Genomic DNA, 17,724 nt, shown 5'->3' on the forward strand with positions numbered 1-17,724 from the left:
TCGAAGGCGGTTAAATCAGATGAAGCGACAGTTGGATGAACCGATAATCGGATGATGCAGATCTTCTTGGAGACCGACCGCCTGACGCTGCGCCGCTTCACCGGGGCCGACGAGGACGATCTGGTCGAGCTCGACGGCGACCCCGAGGTCATGCGCTTCCTCAACGGCGGCAGGCCGACTCCCCGCGAGGAGATCCGGGACAGGGTCCTGCCCGCTTTCCTCGGCTACTACGAGCGCTCCGAGGGGTTCGGCTTCTGGGCGGCCGTGGAGAGGTCCACCGGACGGTTCCTGGGCTGGTTCCACTTCCGGCCGCGCCGGGACGAGCCGCGTGAGGGCGAGGTCGAGCTCGGCTACCGCCTGCGCCGGGCCGCCTGGGGGAGGGGCTACGCCACCGAGGGGTCGCGTGCGCTGATCCACAAGGGATTCACCGAGCTCGGCGTGGACCGCGTGTTCGCCGGGACGATGGCGGTCAACCTCGGCTCCCGGCGTGTGATGGAGAAGTCCGGCCTGACGCTGGTGCGCACCTTCCACCAGGACTGGCCGGACGCCATCGACGGTTCCGAGCACGGGGAGGTCGAGTACGCCCTGACCAGGGCCGACTGGCAGGCGCGCCACTGAGAGCGTGGTCCGGCCGGCGGGCCGCCGTACCCGCGCGGAGGTCAGGCCCCGGCGGTGACGGCCGGGCGCAGCGCGGCGGTGACGGTCTGCCGCAGCGTCGCGGCGGGACGGCCGAGAACCTCCCGGAGGTCGCCGGTCTGGGTCTCCAGCGCACCGGCGCGCACCTGGCCGTTGAGCCAGCGGAGGGCGCCGCTCGCGTCGTCGGGCCCCTCACGGCGGGCGACCGGGACGCCGGAGACCTCCGCGAGGGTCCGGGCGAGCTGCGGGTAGGTCCACAGCGGACCGGTGAAGTCGTAGCCGCGGCCCAGGTGCCCGTCGCCGGTCAGCACGTTGGCGGCGGCCTCGGCGAGGTCGGCCCGTGACGCGGTGTTGAGACCGCGCCCGCCGGTGGCGTCGGTCAGCTCGCCGGAGGCGACGGCGGCCCGGAGACCGGGGTTGAGGAACGCCTCGCTGTAGTAGGGGTGACGGAGCATTGTGTACGGCAGGCCGCTGCCGAGGATCGCCTTCTCGGTGGCGTGGTGCGCCTCGGTGACACCTGTGCCGTCGCTCCCGGCGCCCAGGAAGCTGGTGTAGGCGAGGGCGCCGACGCCGGCGATCCCGGCCGCGTCGATGGCGGCCAGGTGCTGGGCGAGGCGGCGGGCCGGGTCCAGCTCCGGGGAGGAGATCAGCAGCAACCGGCCGGCTCCGCCGAACGCCTCGCGCAGGCTCGCCGGGTCGTCGTAGTCGCCACGGCGGACCTGGACGCCGCGGGCCGCCAGGTCGGCGGCGGCGCCGGGATCGCGCACGGCGGCGATGACCTCACCGGCGGGCATCCGGGTCAGGAGCTGTTGGACGACCAGGCGGCCGAGCGCGCCGGAAGCGGCGGAGACAGCGATCATTGGTACTCCAGGGGGCGGTACGGGGGAGGCGGCCGAATCTACCCGGACGGCCAGGGCGGCCGGAAATGGTTTTCCACCGGCCCGCGGAGCCGGCGGCCCTCAGCGCACCCGTTCGGAGAGCAGGCGCTTGCGTTCGGCGGTGTAGTCCCACCACGGGCGCGCGGGTCCGCCGTCGGCCTGCTCGACGGCGGACATGAACGTGTCCAGCAGGCAGGGGTCGTATCGGTGCCCGTCCAGGGCGCACAACCGGTCGTACAGCTCCACCGGGTCCAGGCCGGCGAGCCGGCCCGTGCGGGTGATCCCCGCCCGTGCCAGATGCCGGGCCACCGCCGGGCCCACGTTGACCAGCTCCAGCAGGTCTGTCTGCTCGGTCGTGTCGTCGCGCCTGTCAGGAGAGCTCATAGCCCCATGCCATCACGCACGCGGTCCTGGCGTCTTGCAGGTTTCGGTCATCCAGGTCGTCCAGGTCGTCCAGGTTCATCCGGGTCAGCCGTACGGCCTGCGGGGAGAGCCGGGCGAGTGCGGTGGGCGAGCCGGCGGCCCACCCCGGCCGGTCTGGTCAGGTATTTCACCGCGCCGGAGATCGCCGGCGGCCTCCTACTGCGGGGACATCCGGTGGAGGGCGTCGATGGCCAGGCGGTAGCCGTCCACGCCGAGGCCGACGACGGTGCCGCGCGCGATGGGGGAGATGTAGGAGTGGTGCCGGAAGGCCTCCCGGCGGTGCACGTTGGAGATGTGCACCTCGATGACCGGGAGCTCGGTGCCCTCGATGGCGTCGTGCAGGGCGATCGAGGTGTGGGTGTAGGCGCCGGGATTGAAGACCGCGCCGATGCTCTCACCGGCCTTGACGCGCGCTCCGGCCTCGTGGATCCAGTCGATCAGCAGGCCCTCGTGGTTGGACTGGCGGAAGACCAGGTCCAGGCCGAGCCGGGTGGCCTCCTCGCGGCACAGTTCCTCGAGGATCGACAGTGTCGTGGTGCCGTACACCTCGGGCCTGCGGGTGCCGAGCAGGTTCAGGTTCGGGCCATTGAGTACGTAGACGACGGTCACAGGGATCATTCTCGCGCATCGACGGAGGCGAACCGGCGAGCCGTACCACCTGGTCGCCGACGGGGGCGCCGAGGTCCGCCCGGAGCGGCCCGTTGTCGATGCCGGGACGGCCTCCGGCCCGGTGGGGAAGCGTGGCCCGCCCTTCTTCCGCGCCACCCGATCCAGGCGGAGTCCGGTACGGCGGTCCGATGGGCCGGCTCGCTCCGGAGATCACACCTCACCGGGAGCAGGGTTTTCAGCTGGTACCGTGGTTGGTCGGCAATGGCGGAACGGAGCATGACATGGCAGGCGAAGAAGACATCTCCGGGTGATCCCGGATCTCACCGCCATCGGTGACGCGCCCATCGCGTGTGCGCCGGTTGGCGATGTCTTCGTGTCCTGACCATTTCGCCGGGCGGGCTTTGCCGTGCCGGCCGAACGCGGAAGCGATCCGATGTCCGACGCCCTGATCGTGGTTTCGAACCTGTCTTTTTCCTGGCCCGACGACACCCCGGTGTTCGAGGACCTCTCATTCACCATCCCGGCGGGACGCACCGGCCTGGTGGCGCCCAACGGCGCCGGTAAGAGCACGCTGCTCAGGCTGATCGCCGGCGCACTCCGCCCGGCCGCGGGCTCGGTCACGGTGGAGGGGGTCCTGGGCTACCTGCCCCAGACCCTGCCCCTCGTCGGAGACCTGACTGTGGCCGAGGTCCTGGAGATCGCTCCGGTGATCAGGGCGCTGAACGCCATCGAGTCCGGAGACGCGAGCGAGGAGCACTTCACCGCGATCGGCAACGACTGGGACATCGAGGAGCGCACCCGTGCCCAGCTGGACCGGCTCGGCCTCGGGGACGTCTCCCTCACCCGGCGCCTGCACACCCTCAGCGGCGGCCAGGTCGTCTCCCTCGGCCTGGCGGCACAGCTGCTGAAGCGACCCGACGTCCTGCTGCTCGACGAACCGACCAACAACCTCGACCTCGACGCACGCCACAAGCTCTACGACGTGCTCGGCGACTGGAACGGCTGCCTGCTGCTGGTCAGCCACGACCGGGCACTGCTCGACCGCATGGACCGCATCGCCGAGCTCGACCAGGGCGAGATCCGGTCCTACGGCGGGAACTTCACCGAGTACGAGGAGGCCGTACGCGCCGGGCGGGAGGTCGCCGAGAAAAACGTCCGCAACGCCGAGCAGGAGGTCAGGCGGGAGAAGCGGGAGATGCAGCAGGCCCGCGAGCGGGCCGCGCGCCGGGCCGGCAACGCCGCCCGCAACCTCAAGAGTGCCGGCCTGCCGAAGATCTTCGCTGGGACGATGAAGCGGCGCGCCCAGGAGTCGGCGGGGAGGGCGAACGAGACGCACGCCATGCGGGTCAGCGAGGCCAGGGCCCGGCTCGACGAGGCGGGCCGCGCCCTGCGCGACGAGCAGAAGATCGCGCTGGAGCTGCCCGGGACCCGCGTCCCGGCCGGACGCACCGTCTTCCTCGGCGAACGGATGCAGGTCCGCCACGGTGAGCGACCCCTTTTCGCCGGTGAGGGGGCGGACCTGGCGATCCGGGGGCCCGAGCGGATCGCCCTGACCGGCCCCAACGGGGCCGGCAAGTCCACCCTGCTGCGCGTGATCAACGGCGAGCTGGAGCCGGAGGGCGGCGGGACCAAGCGGGCCGACGGCCGGGTCGCCTACCTGTCCCAACGGCTGGACCTGCTGGACCCCGGCCGCACCGTGGCGGAGAATCTGGCCGCGTTCGCGCCCGGGATGCCGGAGGCGCAGCGGATGAATCTGCTCGCCCGCTTCCTGTTCCGGGGCTCCCGCATGCACCTGCCGGTCGGGGTGCTGTCCGGCGGCGAGCGGCTGCGCGCCACCCTGGCCTGCGTCCTGTGCGCCGAACCGGCGCCCCAGCTGCTGCTGCTGGACGAACCGACCAACAACCTCGACCTGGTCAGCGTCGCCCAGCTGGAAGGCGCCCTGCAGTCATACGAAGGCGCCTTCGTGGTGGTCAGCCATGACGAGCGGTTCCTTGCCGAGATCGGAGTGGACCGCTGGCTACGGCTGTCCGAGGGGCGCCTGCTCGAAACGGGCGCCCCTGGTGTGTGAGGTGACGGCGGCGGGACCCCCGCCTCACCTCGGTCAGCCGGTCCCCGGCAGGGCTGATCGGCGACGGTGAGGGGGGCGGGACCGGTCTTCCCCGGTGCCCGTACGGCGTAGGCGACCTCGTGCCGCTCAGCCGTGCAGGAACTCCACGAGCGCGGGCGCGAGCTTCTTGGGGGCCATGACCACGGCGCCGTGGTTGAGGCCGGGCAGCGTGCGGTGCTCGGCCTCGGGCAGGACGTGGGCGAGCGCCCGTGCGGCGTCGTGGAATCCGGCCGGGCTCTTGCCGCCGGTCAGCACCAGGGTCGGCGCTGTCGCGGCCGACCACCGGCCGGCCTCCAGCGGCTTGCCCCGCTGGGTCTCGCCCATCACCGCGGCGTCGTAGGGCAGCGTGTGCGCCAGCGCCTTGAGGTTCGACCACACGCCCGGCATCAGCCGCATCATGGTCACCATGAACGCGGGCATGCCCTGCGCCCTGGTCATGAAGTACGTGACCGCGTCGCCGCGCCGGTCGGCGGCCAGCAGCGCGTCGAGTCGCCGGGCGTAGTCCCCGGGCGGGCCGAAGCCGTCGCCGCCGATCACGAACGGCGGCTCGTACAGCGCCAGCCGTTCGATGTTCAGCCCGGCCGCCGCGGCGCGCAACGCCAGCACCGCGCCGGACGAGCTTCCGAACACCGACGCCGAACCCCCGGCGTGGTCGATCAACGCCGCGATGTCCTCGACCTCGCGTTCCACCGCGTAAGCCGCCGCGTCACCGCTGGCACCCCGGCCCCGCCGGTCGTAGTTGATCACGGTGAAGTGCTGGGCGAGCAGGCCGGCGAGCTTGCGGGCGTCGGAGCGGTCAGCCAGCGCCGAGGACACGAGGATGACCGCGGGCCCGGCGCCGAGCCGCTCGAACGCGATCTCGGTTCCGTCCCCGGAGATGACCGACGCGTTCGCGGTGATCGCCTTTTCACTGCTCATGGACATGGTTGTTTCTCCGCTTCAGGCACTGTGTCATGTTCTTGGTGGTATGACGGTGCCTCGGAGGAGAAGGAATCGGTCCGGTTCCGGCTTACCGCGATCAACGTGACCGGCCTCGGCCCCGGATTGCGCAGCACGCGCAGCGGAAGGCCGGCCAGGCACAGCACCGCGCCGTGACCGAAGCGCCGGCGGACACCGTCGACCGTTTCGAGTTCGACCTCCGCCCCTCGGACCCGGACGATCGCGTCGTGCCACGCGGCCGCGTCGTAGTCGCGGACCTCACCGCAGGCCAGGATCACCTCGCGCCGCCGGAATCCCGCGCTCACGGCAGGACCAGGGGCAGGCCGAACGCGGCGAAGTGGCGCGGTTCGAACGACGTGATCGCGGTGATCCGGCCGTCGTCGATCCGCAGCACGTCGAGCACCTGGGCGCGGAACCGGCCGGCCAGGTGCCTGGTCTCGTCCACCGTGGGGTGTTCGACGTAGTGCGCCACCGCGGGCTGCAGGTTCGCGCCGGTGACGACGCCGCGCCAGCGCCCGTGATACCACGGTGAGCCGGGTTTGAAGACCTGTCCGGAGAGGGTCAGCAGCGCACTCCGCCCGACCAGCCACGCCGGGTGCGGCGGCATCGTCATCCGCACGTCCTCGGCGAGCATCCCGGCGAGCGCGCCCAGATCGGCTCGCTGGTGGGCTTCGACGTAGCGCCGCACCAGCGCGCGCTCGTCGGCGCTCGGCTCGGCCGACGGCGCCCAGTCCTCGCGCCGCTGCGGCAGGTACTGCTTCAGCGTCGCCCGCGCCCGCTGCAGCGCGCTCTTCACCGACGCCACGCTGGTGTCCAGCAGCGCGGCCGTCTCGGTGGCCGGCCAGCCCAGCACGTCCCTGGTGATCAGCACAGCCCGCTGCCGGGCGGGCAGGTGCTGGATCGCCACCAGGAAGGCGAGCTCGATCGTCTCGCGGGCGACCGCCGCCGCCGCCGGTCCCTGGGCGCTGTCGGCGGCCGGCTCCAGCAGCCGGTCCGGGACCGGCTGCAGCCACGGCACATCGGCGGGCGGCTGCGCGGGCGTGCCCGGATCGACCAGCGGCGGCACCCGGTACGGCCGCGCGTGCCGCTTGTCGCGGTCGATCAGGTCCAGGCACGCGTTCGTCGCGATCTTGTACAGCCAGGCCCGGAACGTCGACCGCCCCTCATAGGTCTCCCGGCGGCGCCACGCCCGCAGGAACGTCTCCTGGACCATGTCCTCGGCGTCGTCGTAGGAGCCGAGCATCCGGTAGCAGTGCACCCGCAGCTCCCTGCGCAGAGGCTCGACAAGCGCGCCGAAGGCCGCCTCGTCGCCGACCGGCGCGGCGCCCGCCGCGGCCGTGTCCTCCGCCGGGCCGTCACTGCCTCGGTCCTCGACCACAACTACCTCCACCTGCCCAGAACGTGTTAACGACCATAAGACAGCCGCTCCCACCAGAAGGAATCGGATGGACCCCGCCGCAACCACGCGAAACGAGCACTGAGAGGACCTGACCGCAGCGAGCCGGTAACGGGCCGCGCCCCTGAAGGATCTTGCGGGAATGCCTTCAGCGGGGATTCAGGAGCTCGGTGATCCGGAGGAATCCGTCTGTGCCGTGACCTCGTCCGATGGCGCGGCGCGCCAGGCCTTCGGCCGCGCGCATCACGCCCGCGTCGATGCCGTGGGCCTCGGAGGCGTGGACGATATGGGCCATGGACGATGCCGCCGAGGTGATCGGGTTGACCTCGCCGGAGAACATGCCGTTGTCCACTTCCTCCGCGGCCTGCTCGAAGAGCGGCGGAAGGATCGTGCCGATGCCTTTGGCGAACGGTGCCAGCTCCCGCGCGGTGACCCCCTCGGCTCTCGCCACCGCCAGCGCGTGCGCGTAACCCGCCATCGCGGTCCAGAAAATGTCGAGCAACGCGATGTCGTACGCGGCCGCCCGGCCGATGTCCTCGCCGAGGTGGGTGTGGGTGCCGTTCAGGGCGTCCAGCACCGGCCGGTGCCTGCGGTAAAGCTCCTCCGGGCCGCTGTGGAGGAACACCGCGGCCGGTGTTCCGATGGTCGTGGTCGGCGTCATGATCGCACCGTCCAGGTACCCGATGCCGTGCTCGGCCGCCCAGGCGGCTGTGTTCCGAGCCCGGTCGGGAGTATCGGCGGTCAGGTTCACGACGGTGCGTCCCTTGAGCGCGTCGGTGACCGCGCCACGCCGCACGATGGCATCCGCCGCGTCATAGTTGACCACGCAGACCACGATCAACCTGCTTGCGGCGACCGCCTCTTCGGGGGATCGGGCGCTGACCGCGCCCCGCTCGGCCAACTCCCGATCCCTGCCCGGTGTCCGGTTCCAGACCGTGGTCCGCAGGCCGGCGTCCAGAAAGGCATGGGCCAGGGCCCGGCCCATCGGCCCCAGGCCGAGAACGGTAACGGCAGAATGTTCGGTGTGCGAGGTCATGCCTCAACTCCTCAATAATGAGCAAACGGTTATGAATGGGATGAAGATGACGCGCAGCCGTGCCCAGGACCCGAACGTCTGCGGAGTGACCGCCGCGATCGCCGTGATTGACGGCAAGTGGAAGACGGTTTTTCTCTGGGCTCTGGAATCCGGCCCGCACCGCCCCGGCGAGCTGCGTCGGCGGCTGCCGGGCCTCACCGAGAAGGTGCTGACTCAGACGCTCCGCGAGATGGAGGCCGACGGACTGGTCCGCCGGGAGGTGCACGATGTGCGGCCACTGAAGACCGTGTACTCCTTGACCCCGTTCGGCCGCGAACTCTCCGAAGCGTTGGAGTCTCTTTCCGACTGGGGCCACCGCCGTCTGGAGAAGCTGGCCGAGTCCCAGCCGATCTCCTGATACATCGCCGACCTCCCCGTCTCATCTGGATCTGACGGTTCTTCGACCGCCCCTGACCAAGCTTCGGCCCGCCCCGCCCCGGCCGACAAGTACCCACAAAAAAGTGGCCACCCGCAGCGGCCATCAGGGAAGGTCCCGCGCCGAGGGCCTTCCGCCCCGCCGTGCCGGCACCCTCCCGCTGACCATGGGAAGGAGGGCGAGAGCGATCTGTATGAGGGGGGCCGCCGCCGAGCGGCTGGTGGGGCTGTCGGCCCGCGTCATCCGGGGCGGTGGTCATGGGGATGACCGGGCACACACCCGACGCGGCGATCGAGTTCGCCTTCGGCGAGGCCGACGTCCACCGGCTGCCCCTGGTCGCGGTGCACGCCGGGCACCTGCCGCCGTGTCGCGGGCGAGCCGGGTCGGCCCCGGCGAGGGCGGGGATCTGGAGGCGGGGAGGTCGCCGGCGGATTCGAAGGCCGGTCGCGACGATGACGCCGACGCTGCGAGGTCTTCCGGTCCGGGGACTGCGTCGCGGATCGCGGGCCGGCCGGGCATCGACGGCGCGTTTCTGCGTGATGCCCGGCCGCCCGGGTCCGCGTCAGCCGTGTGAGTCGGCCCGTGAACCCGAGATGGTGAGGCAGGACGGGCCGTTCGGACCGCCGATGCGGACGGAATTGAAGAAGTCGCGGTAGGTGATGAAGAAGTTGCCCTTCCCGCCGGGAGTGGTCAGGGCCGAGCAGCCGCCGTAGCCGGCTTCGGAGTAAAGATGGATGGAGGAATCCGTGCGATTCCAGTCCGACTTGGCCCGGCCGGCCATGTTGAGGGCGGCGAGATCCGGCGTATCGCTCTGGATCTCGATGATGTCACCGGTGCCGTCGAGGCCGGAGAACAAGCAGTAGTGGTCGTCAGGGCATCGGTTGTAACCGTCGGCCGCCTGGGCGGGAACGCTCGTCAGGGTGGCCAGTGCGAGGGCCGCGATCGGTAGTGCCAGCATCTGAAGCTTCTTGCCCAATGTTCCTCCATTGGTGAAACTTTTTTTCGATGACCGGTCAAACATACCTGCTTCGATCTTGCTGAGGAAGGGACGATTGCCGCTGATTTCCGCGCTTTGGGGATGTACGGGGGACCAATCCGTCGATGAGCCGGATGAAAGCGATTCCTGCCCGGGGCCGGCGACGTGGGGGAGTGTCGCGGGGAGATCGGATCAGGAGGCTGCCCGGCCGGCTCCAGGGCCGGCCTCGCTGTTCCTCCGCGATCCACCGGCCGTCGCACCGCCCCGGACGGGGGGCGGTGCGACGGACCCGGCGTCACCGGTGATCAGGCGGGCTGCGGCATGAGTGCCTAACGGCGCAGCAGGATTGTGGCGATGGCGACCTGGGCGGGTTCCAGTGAGGTCTTGCCGTCCTCGATGTCCCACAACGCGTTCTGCAGGACGCGGCCGAGTGTCCACCCGGTCGCCCGCTGCCGGTCCAGGCCGAGCGCCTCGGTAAGGAGGTCGAAGCGGCGCAGGACCGCACGGGTCACGTCGCCGGTCGCCACCACCGCCTCCTCCCAGCGGCTGTCCAGCGCCGGCCACAGGTCGAACCCGGGGTCGCCGGCCAGCGGTTCGGGGTCGATGGCCAGCCATGGTTCCCGCTGCCCGGCGAGGATGTTGTCGTAGTGCAGGTCCCAGTGCAGCAGCCGGTCACCGGATTCGCCGATCAATTCGGCCACGGCGGACGCGCAGGTGCGCACCAGCCGTTGCTCGGCCGGGTCACGCAGCGCCGGTACGGCGCGCGGCACCTCGTCGAGCATGGCCGCGGCGATGTCGGCCAGGTGCCGAAGCCCCTGGGGGGCGGGCACCGCGACCAGGCGCGCCATCAGCTCGGCGAGGATCTGCATGGCGGCATCGTCGTCAACCACCGATGACAGCGGCCGGGCCGCGTCCAGCCGTTCCAGCAGCATGGTGCCGGTGTCCGGGTCGTGGTCGAGCAGGCGCACCACGCCGTTGCCGTTCCAGGCCCGCAGGCCGAGCGCGGCGCCGATGCTGTCTTCGCTGACCTGCTGGAGCTTCAGCACCGCGGATGTGCCGTCTGCGCGGGTCACCGGCAGCACGAGTGAGGCCATGCCATGCCAGGTGTGGCCCTCTGGCCGCAGTGTCCAGCGGTCCAGGAAATCCGCGGCCAGTCCTGGCAGCGCGGCGATCCAGGCGCGGCCGGACGCGTTGTTCTTGCCGTACGACGCGGCGAACGCGTCGGGGACGTCGATGGGGATCGATGTGTTCATGTCGGGTTCTCCTCCGTGGGTTCCGGATCCGTTCGGGTACGAAGGAGACAACGGGGGTGCCCGGCTTCCGGGCAGGCGTCAAAGCATGCCCCAACCCTATCCGAACACGAAACGGCTCTGCGATGAAGATCGCGACATGTCCGTGGTGAGCGAGCCGGGACAGCGGGATCCTGGTGGACGCCGTCGTCCCGGAGAGGTCCCGGCAGGCGGGCGACTCATCATCCCCGGCAGGTGCGGAGCATGTTGAGCAAGGCCACCTTCTCCTTGCGGGTCACGGAGAGCCGGTAGTGATGCTTCACGGTGATCCATGAGGTCGCATAGCGGCACCAGTAGCTGCGGCGCGGCGGACGCCAGCTCTGCGGTCCTTGGCCGCCCTTGGCGATGTTGACGGAGTGGCTGACCGTTACCAGCTCGGGGCGGGTGAGGTCGTTGGCGAAGGCGCGCCGCCGCGCCTGGCTCCATCTGCCCGCGCCGGAGCGCCAGGCGTACGCCAGCGGCACGACATGGTCGACGTCGACCTGCTTCTCGCTTTTCAGCCACTTGCCGTCGTACGGGCTGTACCAGACGCCCTTGACCGGGTTGCAGGCCGCGTTTTTGCGCACGCGTCGCCCGTCGCGGGCCAGGACCACCTCTCGCGCGTCACACCTGCCCTTGTGGTGCGCCCATCGGGGCTGGAACCGCCGGTGGCTGTAACCGCGGATCGACAGTGGCCTGGCGACTTTCAGCTGGGCCAGCATGTGACGGGCAGACGCCCCGGCACCGGCCTGAGGCCGTTTGCGCGACTCGGCTGCCGCCTGCGGGGTGGCGGTGATCGGGATGACCAAAAGAGTGAGCACGGCGACTCGGACCGTCTGCCTCAAGAAGATCATGGTTCCACCTATACCAGTCACTATCCGTCGGCGGCAGTGATATGGGGTCCGGCGGTAATCGCGGAAAATCCAGCGGATGCGGCTGATCGGCGTCTGAGTCCGAGGTCGACCGGAAGATGGAGGTCGAGGGCGGCGCGGGTGGTCATCTGGCAGTTCCTCTCCCGGGTCCCCGAATCGCGCGAGCGCCTGATCGCCGTCTCGTTCTTCGCGCCGGCCGCGTGGATCGGCTTCGACGCCGTCCGCTCACTGCTGGGCGGGGGTGATGCCGAGGCTTCGCCGGTGGGGATCGGACTCGCCGTGACCTCGGCGGCGGCGATGGCGATGGCGGCCCGGTGAGTGAATGTGGCTGCGCGCCGGGCTGCACCGACGCCTGCCGCCGGAACGAGGAGGGAAGGAAATAATGCGGCACCGAGCGATGCCGGCGGCCGTGCGTGCCGCCTACTCCGCCCCCACCCCGAGGTGCGTGGCGCCCTCATCCACCGCCGGTCGACGGACGCGACGCCGTACCCAGGATGAAGAAGGAGACCGGTGTGCGGACCTTCGGAAGCAAGAACCGCTCCAGACGCTCCACGGTGAACCCCGCGTGGTCGATCAACGCGGCGCTGTCGCGGCCGGTGTGACAGCCTCCGGCCAGACGCGGCCATACCGTGGCGTCCAGCAGGTCCTGCACCCGGACCAGGCCGGGTGAATCGGCGCGGACGTGTTCCAGGAAACGCAGCTGCCCGCCGGGCTTGAGCACCCGGTACATCTCTCGCAACGCCGCCATGGGGTCGGGCAGCGAGCACAGCACCAGCGACACCACCACGGCGTCGAAGCTCCGATCCTCGGCGGGGAGCCGGTCGGCCAGAGCGCCGACCACCTCGACCGGGGCCGGAGCCTGGGCCGCGGCCAGCTGAGCGAGCCGGCGCAGCCGCGGTTCGGGCTCCACCGCGAGCACCCGGGCGACGGTCGGCGGATAGTGGGCGAAGTTCAGCCCGTTGCCCGCGCCCACCTCGATCACCTGCCCGGACAGCTCGGCCAGCAGCGCCTGACGGCGCTCCGCCAGGCCGCGATGTTCCACCACCTGGCTGATACGGGCGTAGAACCGGGCGAAGATCGGATGGCTGACGGGAGTTGTCGGCATGGCCTCTTCTCTGCTCACCCCCAGTTCAGCAGGTCATCGGCAGCACGGCCAGCCCCGTTTTCCGCACATGGCCGGTCTTTTGGGTGTGGTGGTGAACAGGCGGCGGGCCCGCGGGCTGACGTGAACCAGGGCGACCAAGCGCGGGATCGCTCGGGAGGAACGCGAACGGCGGAACGTCGGGAGAGTCTGGCCGAACGGGGGAGGGCGGGTCGGTCGGATGGCCGATGGCGGAGGGGCGGCGCTGGGCCACGATCATGACATGAGGCGAATCATGGTGCTGGCGGTGGCGGTTCTGGCTGCTGCGAGTGTAGGGGGTTGCGGTGTGGAACTGGATGCGAAGGAGGTGCGTTCCGCTCAGGGGTTTGCTTTCTCCGGTGATGCGCTCACCATCAAGTCCTCGCTCGGCGGGCTGAGGGTCATGCCGGGAACCGTCGGGAGCGTGCAGGTGGAGCGGTGGGTCCGGGGCAAGGCGGCCACGGAAGGGAACGCATCGTGGTCGCTCAAGGACGGCACGCTGCGCCTCAGCGGGAACTGCACCGGCGTTTTCGGCGATTGCGGTGCTCGGTACCACGTCAAGGTGCCGCCGGGGGTCAGGCTCGTGGTCGACGGCGGGGACGACGGAGTGATCCTCAACCGGCTGGCCCAGGACGTGGACGTGTTCGCCGCGGGCCCCATCAGGGTTTACGAGACGGAGGGCAGGCTGCGGCTACAGGGGGGCGATGACGCGATCACGGGAGAGCGGCTCAGGTCGGCGGATGTCAGGGCACGCACCACAGCCGGAAACATCACCCTGGCGTTCGCCGCCCCGCCGTCCAAGGTGGACGTGCTGTCCGGCGACGGCCGGGTGACGGCGACCGTGCCCGACGGCGCCTATGACGTGACCGCCAAGAGCACGCACGGCAGCGAACGGTCCCAGATCAAGGATGCCAAGAGCGACAAGATCATCATTGCCAGGAGCACATCCGGAGATGTCCGGATAAACGCGAGCTAGTGCATGCCTGCCGACGCCTCCGATCCCGAAGCCACGCGTCAGGCCGTGGCTGACACCGTGGCCAGGTTCGGGGGACGCCGCTACGCCGTCGGCAACACTGCGAGTCAGTACGGCCAGGCGGCGCCGGGGATCACCGTTTTCCGGCGGCTCGGCCGGATCGGCCGTTCACCATGGCGGACAGGTGACCCCACGTTCGGGGTCACCTGGCTCACCCCGCACCACGGCGAGCTCATGATGCGCATCGCAGACCCCTCCTGCCGGATGTGATCGCCCACGTCGTGCCTGTCTGCGCGGGCTCTGCGCCTGTCTGTGCGGGCTCTGTGCGGGCTCTGTGCGGGCGACGACAACGGCGAGGTCTACGGAGTGGCCGGACTGCGCGCCCGCACGGGCAGTGACCCCATCGTCGTGTATCGGCCCAGAGTTCCGGCCGTATCCGGAGTCAAGCCGGGGAGCCGGTTGGTTCCAACATGGGCACGAGGAACCGCCGGGCCACTCCGGCCAGTTGCTCGTCGTCGTCGAGGTCGATGACGTGACTGGGGATCGCGAGGAAGGACGCGGAGATCCGGACCATCAGTTCGGCCGCGAGGTCGGTGTCCAAGTCGCTCGACACGTTGCCCGCGTGTTGCTCGCGGCGGAGCTGACCCGCGACGAACTGCCGCACGGTTGCGAGGGTCCGGCCCCCGTCGTTGACCATGGAGGGCACGAGCAGGTCCGGTTCCGCGGCGATCAGACCGCCGATCAGCGGGTTGCGCCGGATGGCGCGTAACGAGCTCACGAAGCCCAGGACCACCCTATCGGCGGCGGTGCGGGCTTGTTCTATGTCAATGAGGAACCGGTCGAAATACCGGCGGAACTCTCGGCGTACGACGTGTTCGACCAGCGCGTCCTTCGTGGCGAACCGCCGGTAGACCGTGATTCGGGACACCCCGGCACGGCGGGCCACGTCCTCCATCGTGGAGCGCCGGATGCCCATACGGCAGAACTGCTCATATGCCGCATCGAGTATGCGTGCACGGAGCTCGTCCGTGTCGTCAACCTGTTCGACGGCATCAATGTACGCGCGCTCCAGCAACGACTCCGAGTTTGCCGGCGCCATGAGCACGGATAGTGCAGATTCCACGATCACCTCCGGTGAATTCATTCTGCCCAATTCCCAACGGCCGCTGCCGCGGCCTTGTGATGTCCGACACGGTGTGCTGTGATAAATGATACACAGACTCGTTCAGTGTTTCTTCGTATCAACGCTCGGCCTCGACCTGAGGAGGAACGAAGGCATGGGCAAACTCGGCAGGCGCAACATGTTGAAGGCGGGCGGGGCGCTGGGCGCACTCGGTGCGCTGGGCGTCGCGTCGCCGGCACAGGCACACTCGCTGTGGACATGGTCACCCCAGGGCTCCGTGGCGGGCGCAGGGGCGGGTCTCGACCCGCGGTGGGTCTGGGACGAGGAGGCCGACCCGCTGGTCGCCTCGCTGCTCGACAGGGGCGATGTGCCCAGGGTCAACGAGCTGTTACGGACCTGGACCAAGAACAGCCAGCCGTTACCGGCCGGACTGCCGGCGGACCTGCGGGACTTCATGGAGCACGCCCGTCAACTGCCGTCATGGACCGACCAGCGCAAACTGACCACCGTGGTCGAGTTCAACCAGAAGCGAGGGCTCTACCTCGGCCTCCTGTACGGGCTGGCCAGCGGCATGATGAGCACGGTCATCCCCAAGGAGGCGCTCGCGGTCTACTACTCCCAGGGCGGCGCGGACATGAAGGACCGCATCTCCAAAACCGCCAAACTCGGCTACGACATCATGTCTCAGACGGCCTACCGGCCGGACGGCGAAATGATCGTGACCTGCGTCAAGACCCGGCTGGTGCATGCGGCGGTGCGGCACCTGCTGCCGCAGTCACCGCACTGGTCGGAGGTCGCCGAGGAAGAGATCCCGATCAGCCAGCGAGACATGATGGTCACCTGGCACAGCCTGCCCACGACCGTCATGCAGAAGCTGACCGCGTGGAAGGTGCCGATCCCCGCCGCCGAGTCCGCGGCCTTCCTGCACTCGTGGCAGCTGTGCGCGCACATGCTCGGCATCAAGGACGAGTACATCCCCGCGTCGTGGGCCGAGGCCAACACCCAGGCCGGGCAGGTCCTGGACCCCGTGCTGGCCCCGACGGCCGAGGGTGTCAAGCTGGCCGACATTCTCCTCAACCTCGGCTCCTCGGTCGATGGCGCCATCCTCAGCAAGCCCATACTCGGCGCGTTCACGCGCTTCATGCTCGGCGATGAGATCGCCGCATGGCTGAAGATCCCCAGGGAGCCGGTCTGGGACCCGCTTCTCAAGGTGTCCTGGAAACCCTTCATCGCCGTCCGCGAAGGACTGCTCCCATTCCCCCTGGCGCCGGAGGCCTACTGGCTCTTCGACGAGTTCCTTCGCAAAGCGGCCCTGCTCTTCCTGTCCGAAGCGCGGCCGATCAGCATCGAGATTCCAGTTACCAACCGCCCGTCCTGATCAGGACCGCCTGATCCGGGCCCGAGGTTCCACGAGCGAAGGAAGGACTCCGGCCCCGGCCTGCCGCAGGCCGGGGCGCGGCCACAAATTCTCGGACCCGGAACCGGAGGTGAATCTCCGGGCCCGGAAACCGGCGGAGTCCGAGCCCCGGTGTTCCCGCCTCGCCTGCCCGTTTGAACAGCACGCGCAGAAGGCGGGTCCGGCCGACGACGGTCACGCCGCCGAACAGCGTGAAGGGACCAGCCGTTTTCCGGACGGTTCAGGTCCGGCGCGCGGTCTTACCAAGACATAAATGCACGTGTTATGTACCGGCATATTAGCTGCTTTCGGAACCCAGGAATGAGTTCAGAACATGGCGGAGCTGAGCAGACGCAGGATATTGGTCTCAGGCGGGGCCTTGGGAGCGCTCGGAGCGCTGGGGATGGCGTCCCCGGCTCAGGCGCGCTCCCTGATGGAGTGGACCTGGGCGCCGAGCGGTTCGGTCGCGGGTTCCGGCGCCGGCGACGATCCGCGGTGGGTCTGGGACGAGGAGGCCGACCCGCTGGTCGCCTCGCTGCTCGATCGCGGCGCCGTACCCGAGGTCAACCGCCTGTTGCGGGATTGGACCCGCAACGATCAGCCCTTACCCGAGGGGCTGCCGGAGGACCTGCGGGCATTCATGGAGAGCGCACGTCAGCCGCCGTCGTGGGCGGACCACGGCAAGCTGAACATCGCGGCCCGGTTCAACGAGTCCAGAGGGCTGTATCTCAACCTGCTCAACGGCGTGGGCGGCGGCATGCTGAGTACCGCCATTCCCAAGGAGGCGCGCGCGGTCTACTACTCCAAGGGGGGAGCGGACATGGAAGACCGCGTCGCCAAGACCAGCATCCTGGGATTCGCCGTCGGAGCCCCGAACGCGTATCGGCCCGGGGGCTCGTGCGCGGTCGAGGCCGTGAAAACGCGGCTGGTGCACGCGGCGGTGCGGCACCTGCTGCAGCAATCTCCCCACTGGGGCGGCGGCATCCCGATCAGTCAGGAGGACATGCTGGTCACCTGGCACACCCTGCCGACCTTCGCCATGCGCAAGATGCTCGAATGGAAGGTCCCGATCACCGCCGCCGAGTCCGAGGCTTACCTGCATGTGTGGCAGGTGACCGCGCACATGCTCGGTATCAAGGACGAATACATCCCCGCCACCTGGGACGCGGCCAACGCCCAGTCGGCCCAGATCCTGCCCCGGAACATGGGACCGACACCCGAGGGCGTGGAACTGACCGACATCCTGCTGGGCCAGCTCGCCGAGCAGACCAGTCCCGGCAGTATCAGCCGGCCCCTGTGCGACGCGCTCGCCCGGTATCTGGTCGGCGACCAGGTGGCCGACTGGGACGGCATCGGGCGCGAGCCGGTGTGGGACCCGCTGATCAGCTCCGCCTGGCCGAAACTGGTGAAATTCCGCGAGGGCCTCATCCCGCTGCCGCTGGTGCCCCAGGTCGCCTGGGTCATCGACGAAGCCGCGCGGCGCTACATCCTGTTCTATCTCACCAAGGGCAAGGAGACCAAGATCGAAATCCCGACGACCAACCGTCCGGGCTGAGC

General features: G+C 69.7%; 20 protein-coding genes. 8 read left to right on the plus strand and 12 right to left on the minus strand.

Annotation, left to right across the window (positions count from 1 at the left end):
* The first annotated feature begins 54 nt into the window (after positions 1-54).
* Positions 55-618: a GNAT family N-acetyltransferase gene (locus BM085_RS20195; protein ID WP_093888670.1), complete on the plus strand. Its 564-nt coding sequence runs from the start codon at positions 55-57 to the stop codon at positions 616-618.
* 41 nt (positions 619-659) lie between these two features.
* Here BM085_RS20195 and BM085_RS20200 read toward each other — a convergent pair whose 3' ends face one another.
* The 3 genes from BM085_RS20200 to aroQ all read right to left on the minus strand — a co-directional run bounded on the left by BM085_RS20200 (position 660) and on the right by aroQ (position 2,555).
* On the minus strand, positions 660-1,496 hold the full coding sequence (locus BM085_RS20200) for an NAD(P)H-binding protein (RefSeq protein ID WP_093888512.1): 837 nt from the start codon (positions 1,494-1,496) through the stop codon (positions 660-662).
* Between the two features lie 99 nt (positions 1,497-1,595).
* A complete protein-coding gene (locus BM085_RS20205) occupies positions 1,596-1,898 on the minus strand; it encodes a helix-hairpin-helix domain-containing protein (protein ID WP_093888513.1) in 303 nt (100 codons plus the stop codon).
* A gap of 195 nt (positions 1,899-2,093) precedes the next feature.
* Positions 2,094-2,555, minus strand: a complete 462-nt coding sequence (gene aroQ, locus BM085_RS20210; protein ID WP_218158768.1) for a type II 3-dehydroquinate dehydratase — start codon at positions 2,553-2,555, stop codon at positions 2,094-2,096.
* 424 nt (positions 2,556-2,979) lie between these two features.
* Between aroQ and abc-f the strand changes: the two genes are divergently transcribed.
* Positions 2,980-4,614 carry a ribosomal protection-like ABC-F family protein gene (gene abc-f / locus BM085_RS20215; protein WP_093888515.1) on the plus strand — a complete coding sequence of 545 codons (1,635 nt, stop codon included), beginning with the start codon at positions 2,980-2,982 and terminating at the stop codon, positions 4,612-4,614.
* Between the two features lie 126 nt (positions 4,615-4,740).
* On the opposite strand, the gene BM085_RS20220 is transcribed toward abc-f, so the two are convergent.
* The 4 genes from BM085_RS20220 to BM085_RS20235 all read right to left on the minus strand — a co-directional run bounded on the left by BM085_RS20220 (position 4,741) and on the right by BM085_RS20235 (position 8,024).
* Positions 4,741-5,571 (minus strand): alpha/beta fold hydrolase, encoded by an 831-nt coding sequence (locus BM085_RS20220; RefSeq protein ID WP_245789465.1) that lies wholly within the window; start codon positions 5,569-5,571, stop codon positions 4,741-4,743.
* Positions 5,568-5,897, minus strand: coding sequence for a hypothetical protein (locus BM085_RS44535; protein WP_177245180.1), 330 nt, complete (start codon positions 5,895-5,897; stop codon positions 5,568-5,570). Before BM085_RS44535 ends, BM085_RS20220 begins: the two co-directional genes overlap by 4 nt.
* Positions 5,894-6,970 (minus strand): RNA polymerase subunit sigma-70, encoded by a 1,077-nt coding sequence (locus BM085_RS20230; protein WP_093888517.1) that lies wholly within the window; start codon positions 6,968-6,970, stop codon positions 5,894-5,896. The genes BM085_RS44535 and BM085_RS20230 overlap by 4 nt, the downstream gene beginning before the upstream one ends.
* 166 nt (positions 6,971-7,136) lie before the next feature.
* Positions 7,137-8,024 (minus strand): NAD(P)-dependent oxidoreductase, encoded by an 888-nt coding sequence (locus BM085_RS20235; RefSeq protein ID WP_093888518.1) that lies wholly within the window; start codon positions 8,022-8,024, stop codon positions 7,137-7,139.
* Between the two features lie 85 nt (positions 8,025-8,109).
* Between BM085_RS20235 and BM085_RS20240 the strand changes: the two genes are divergently transcribed.
* Positions 8,110-8,421 carry a winged helix-turn-helix transcriptional regulator gene (locus tag BM085_RS20240; protein WP_342742891.1) on the plus strand — a complete coding sequence of 104 codons (312 nt, stop codon included), beginning with the start codon at positions 8,110-8,112 and terminating at the stop codon, positions 8,419-8,421.
* A 580-nt stretch (positions 8,422-9,001) separates the two neighbouring features.
* On the opposite strand, the gene BM085_RS20245 is transcribed toward BM085_RS20240, so the two are convergent.
* From BM085_RS20245 to BM085_RS20255, 3 genes are all read right to left on the minus strand, one after another.
* Positions 9,002-9,415 carry a peptidase inhibitor family I36 protein gene (locus BM085_RS20245; RefSeq protein WP_093888519.1) on the minus strand — a complete coding sequence of 138 codons (414 nt, stop codon included), beginning with the start codon at positions 9,413-9,415 and terminating at the stop codon, positions 9,002-9,004.
* 329 nt (positions 9,416-9,744) lie between these two features.
* Positions 9,745-10,668, minus strand: coding sequence for an aminoglycoside phosphotransferase family protein (locus BM085_RS20250; RefSeq protein WP_093888520.1), 924 nt, complete (start codon positions 10,666-10,668; stop codon positions 9,745-9,747).
* Positions 10,669-10,886: 218 nt separating this feature from the next.
* A complete protein-coding gene (locus BM085_RS20255) occupies positions 10,887-11,537 on the minus strand; it encodes an HNH endonuclease family protein (protein ID WP_093888521.1) in 651 nt (216 codons plus the stop codon).
* A gap of 138 nt (positions 11,538-11,675) precedes the next feature.
* Between BM085_RS20255 and BM085_RS20260 the strand changes: the two genes are divergently transcribed.
* Positions 11,676-11,873: a hypothetical protein gene (locus BM085_RS20260; protein ID WP_177245175.1), complete on the plus strand. Its 198-nt coding sequence runs from the start codon at positions 11,676-11,678 to the stop codon at positions 11,871-11,873.
* 136 nt (positions 11,874-12,009) lie between these two features.
* On the opposite strand, the gene BM085_RS20265 is transcribed toward BM085_RS20260, so the two are convergent.
* On the minus strand, positions 12,010-12,660 hold the full coding sequence (locus BM085_RS20265; protein WP_093888523.1) for a class I SAM-dependent methyltransferase: 651 nt from the start codon (positions 12,658-12,660) through the stop codon (positions 12,010-12,012).
* Between the two features lie 271 nt (positions 12,661-12,931).
* Here BM085_RS20265 and BM085_RS20270 point away from each other — a divergent pair, with 271 nt between their 5' ends.
* Positions 12,932-13,651 (plus strand): DUF4097 family beta strand repeat-containing protein, encoded by a 720-nt coding sequence (locus BM085_RS20270; protein WP_143120992.1) that lies wholly within the window; start codon positions 12,932-12,934, stop codon positions 13,649-13,651.
* A 45-nt stretch (positions 13,652-13,696) separates the two neighbouring features.
* Positions 13,697-13,918 (plus strand): hypothetical protein, encoded by a 222-nt coding sequence (locus BM085_RS20275; protein WP_143120993.1) that lies wholly within the window; start codon positions 13,697-13,699, stop codon positions 13,916-13,918.
* Between the two features lie 172 nt (positions 13,919-14,090).
* Here BM085_RS20275 and BM085_RS20280 read toward each other — a convergent pair whose 3' ends face one another.
* The gene (locus tag BM085_RS20280) at positions 14,091-14,792 is read right to left on the minus strand and encodes a TetR/AcrR family transcriptional regulator (RefSeq protein WP_425443269.1); all 702 of its coding nucleotides are present in this window, start codon (positions 14,790-14,792) and stop codon (positions 14,091-14,093) included.
* Between the two features lie 133 nt (positions 14,793-14,925).
* Between BM085_RS20280 and BM085_RS20285 the strand changes: the two genes are divergently transcribed.
* Both BM085_RS20285 and BM085_RS20290 read left to right on the plus strand, forming a co-directional pair.
* Positions 14,926-16,149: an oxygenase MpaB family protein gene (locus BM085_RS20285; protein WP_093888526.1), complete on the plus strand. Its 1,224-nt coding sequence runs from the start codon at positions 14,926-14,928 to the stop codon at positions 16,147-16,149.
* A 421-nt stretch (positions 16,150-16,570) separates the two neighbouring features.
* Positions 16,571-17,722: an oxygenase MpaB family protein gene (locus BM085_RS20290; RefSeq protein ID WP_281249856.1), complete on the plus strand. Its 1,152-nt coding sequence runs from the start codon at positions 16,571-16,573 to the stop codon at positions 17,720-17,722.
* Positions 17,723-17,724 lie beyond the last annotated feature (2 nt).

This window comes from Streptosporangium canum (genome assembly GCF_900113865.1).
Classification (GTDB): Bacteria; Actinomycetota; Actinomycetes; order Streptosporangiales; family Streptosporangiaceae; genus Streptosporangium; species Streptosporangium canum.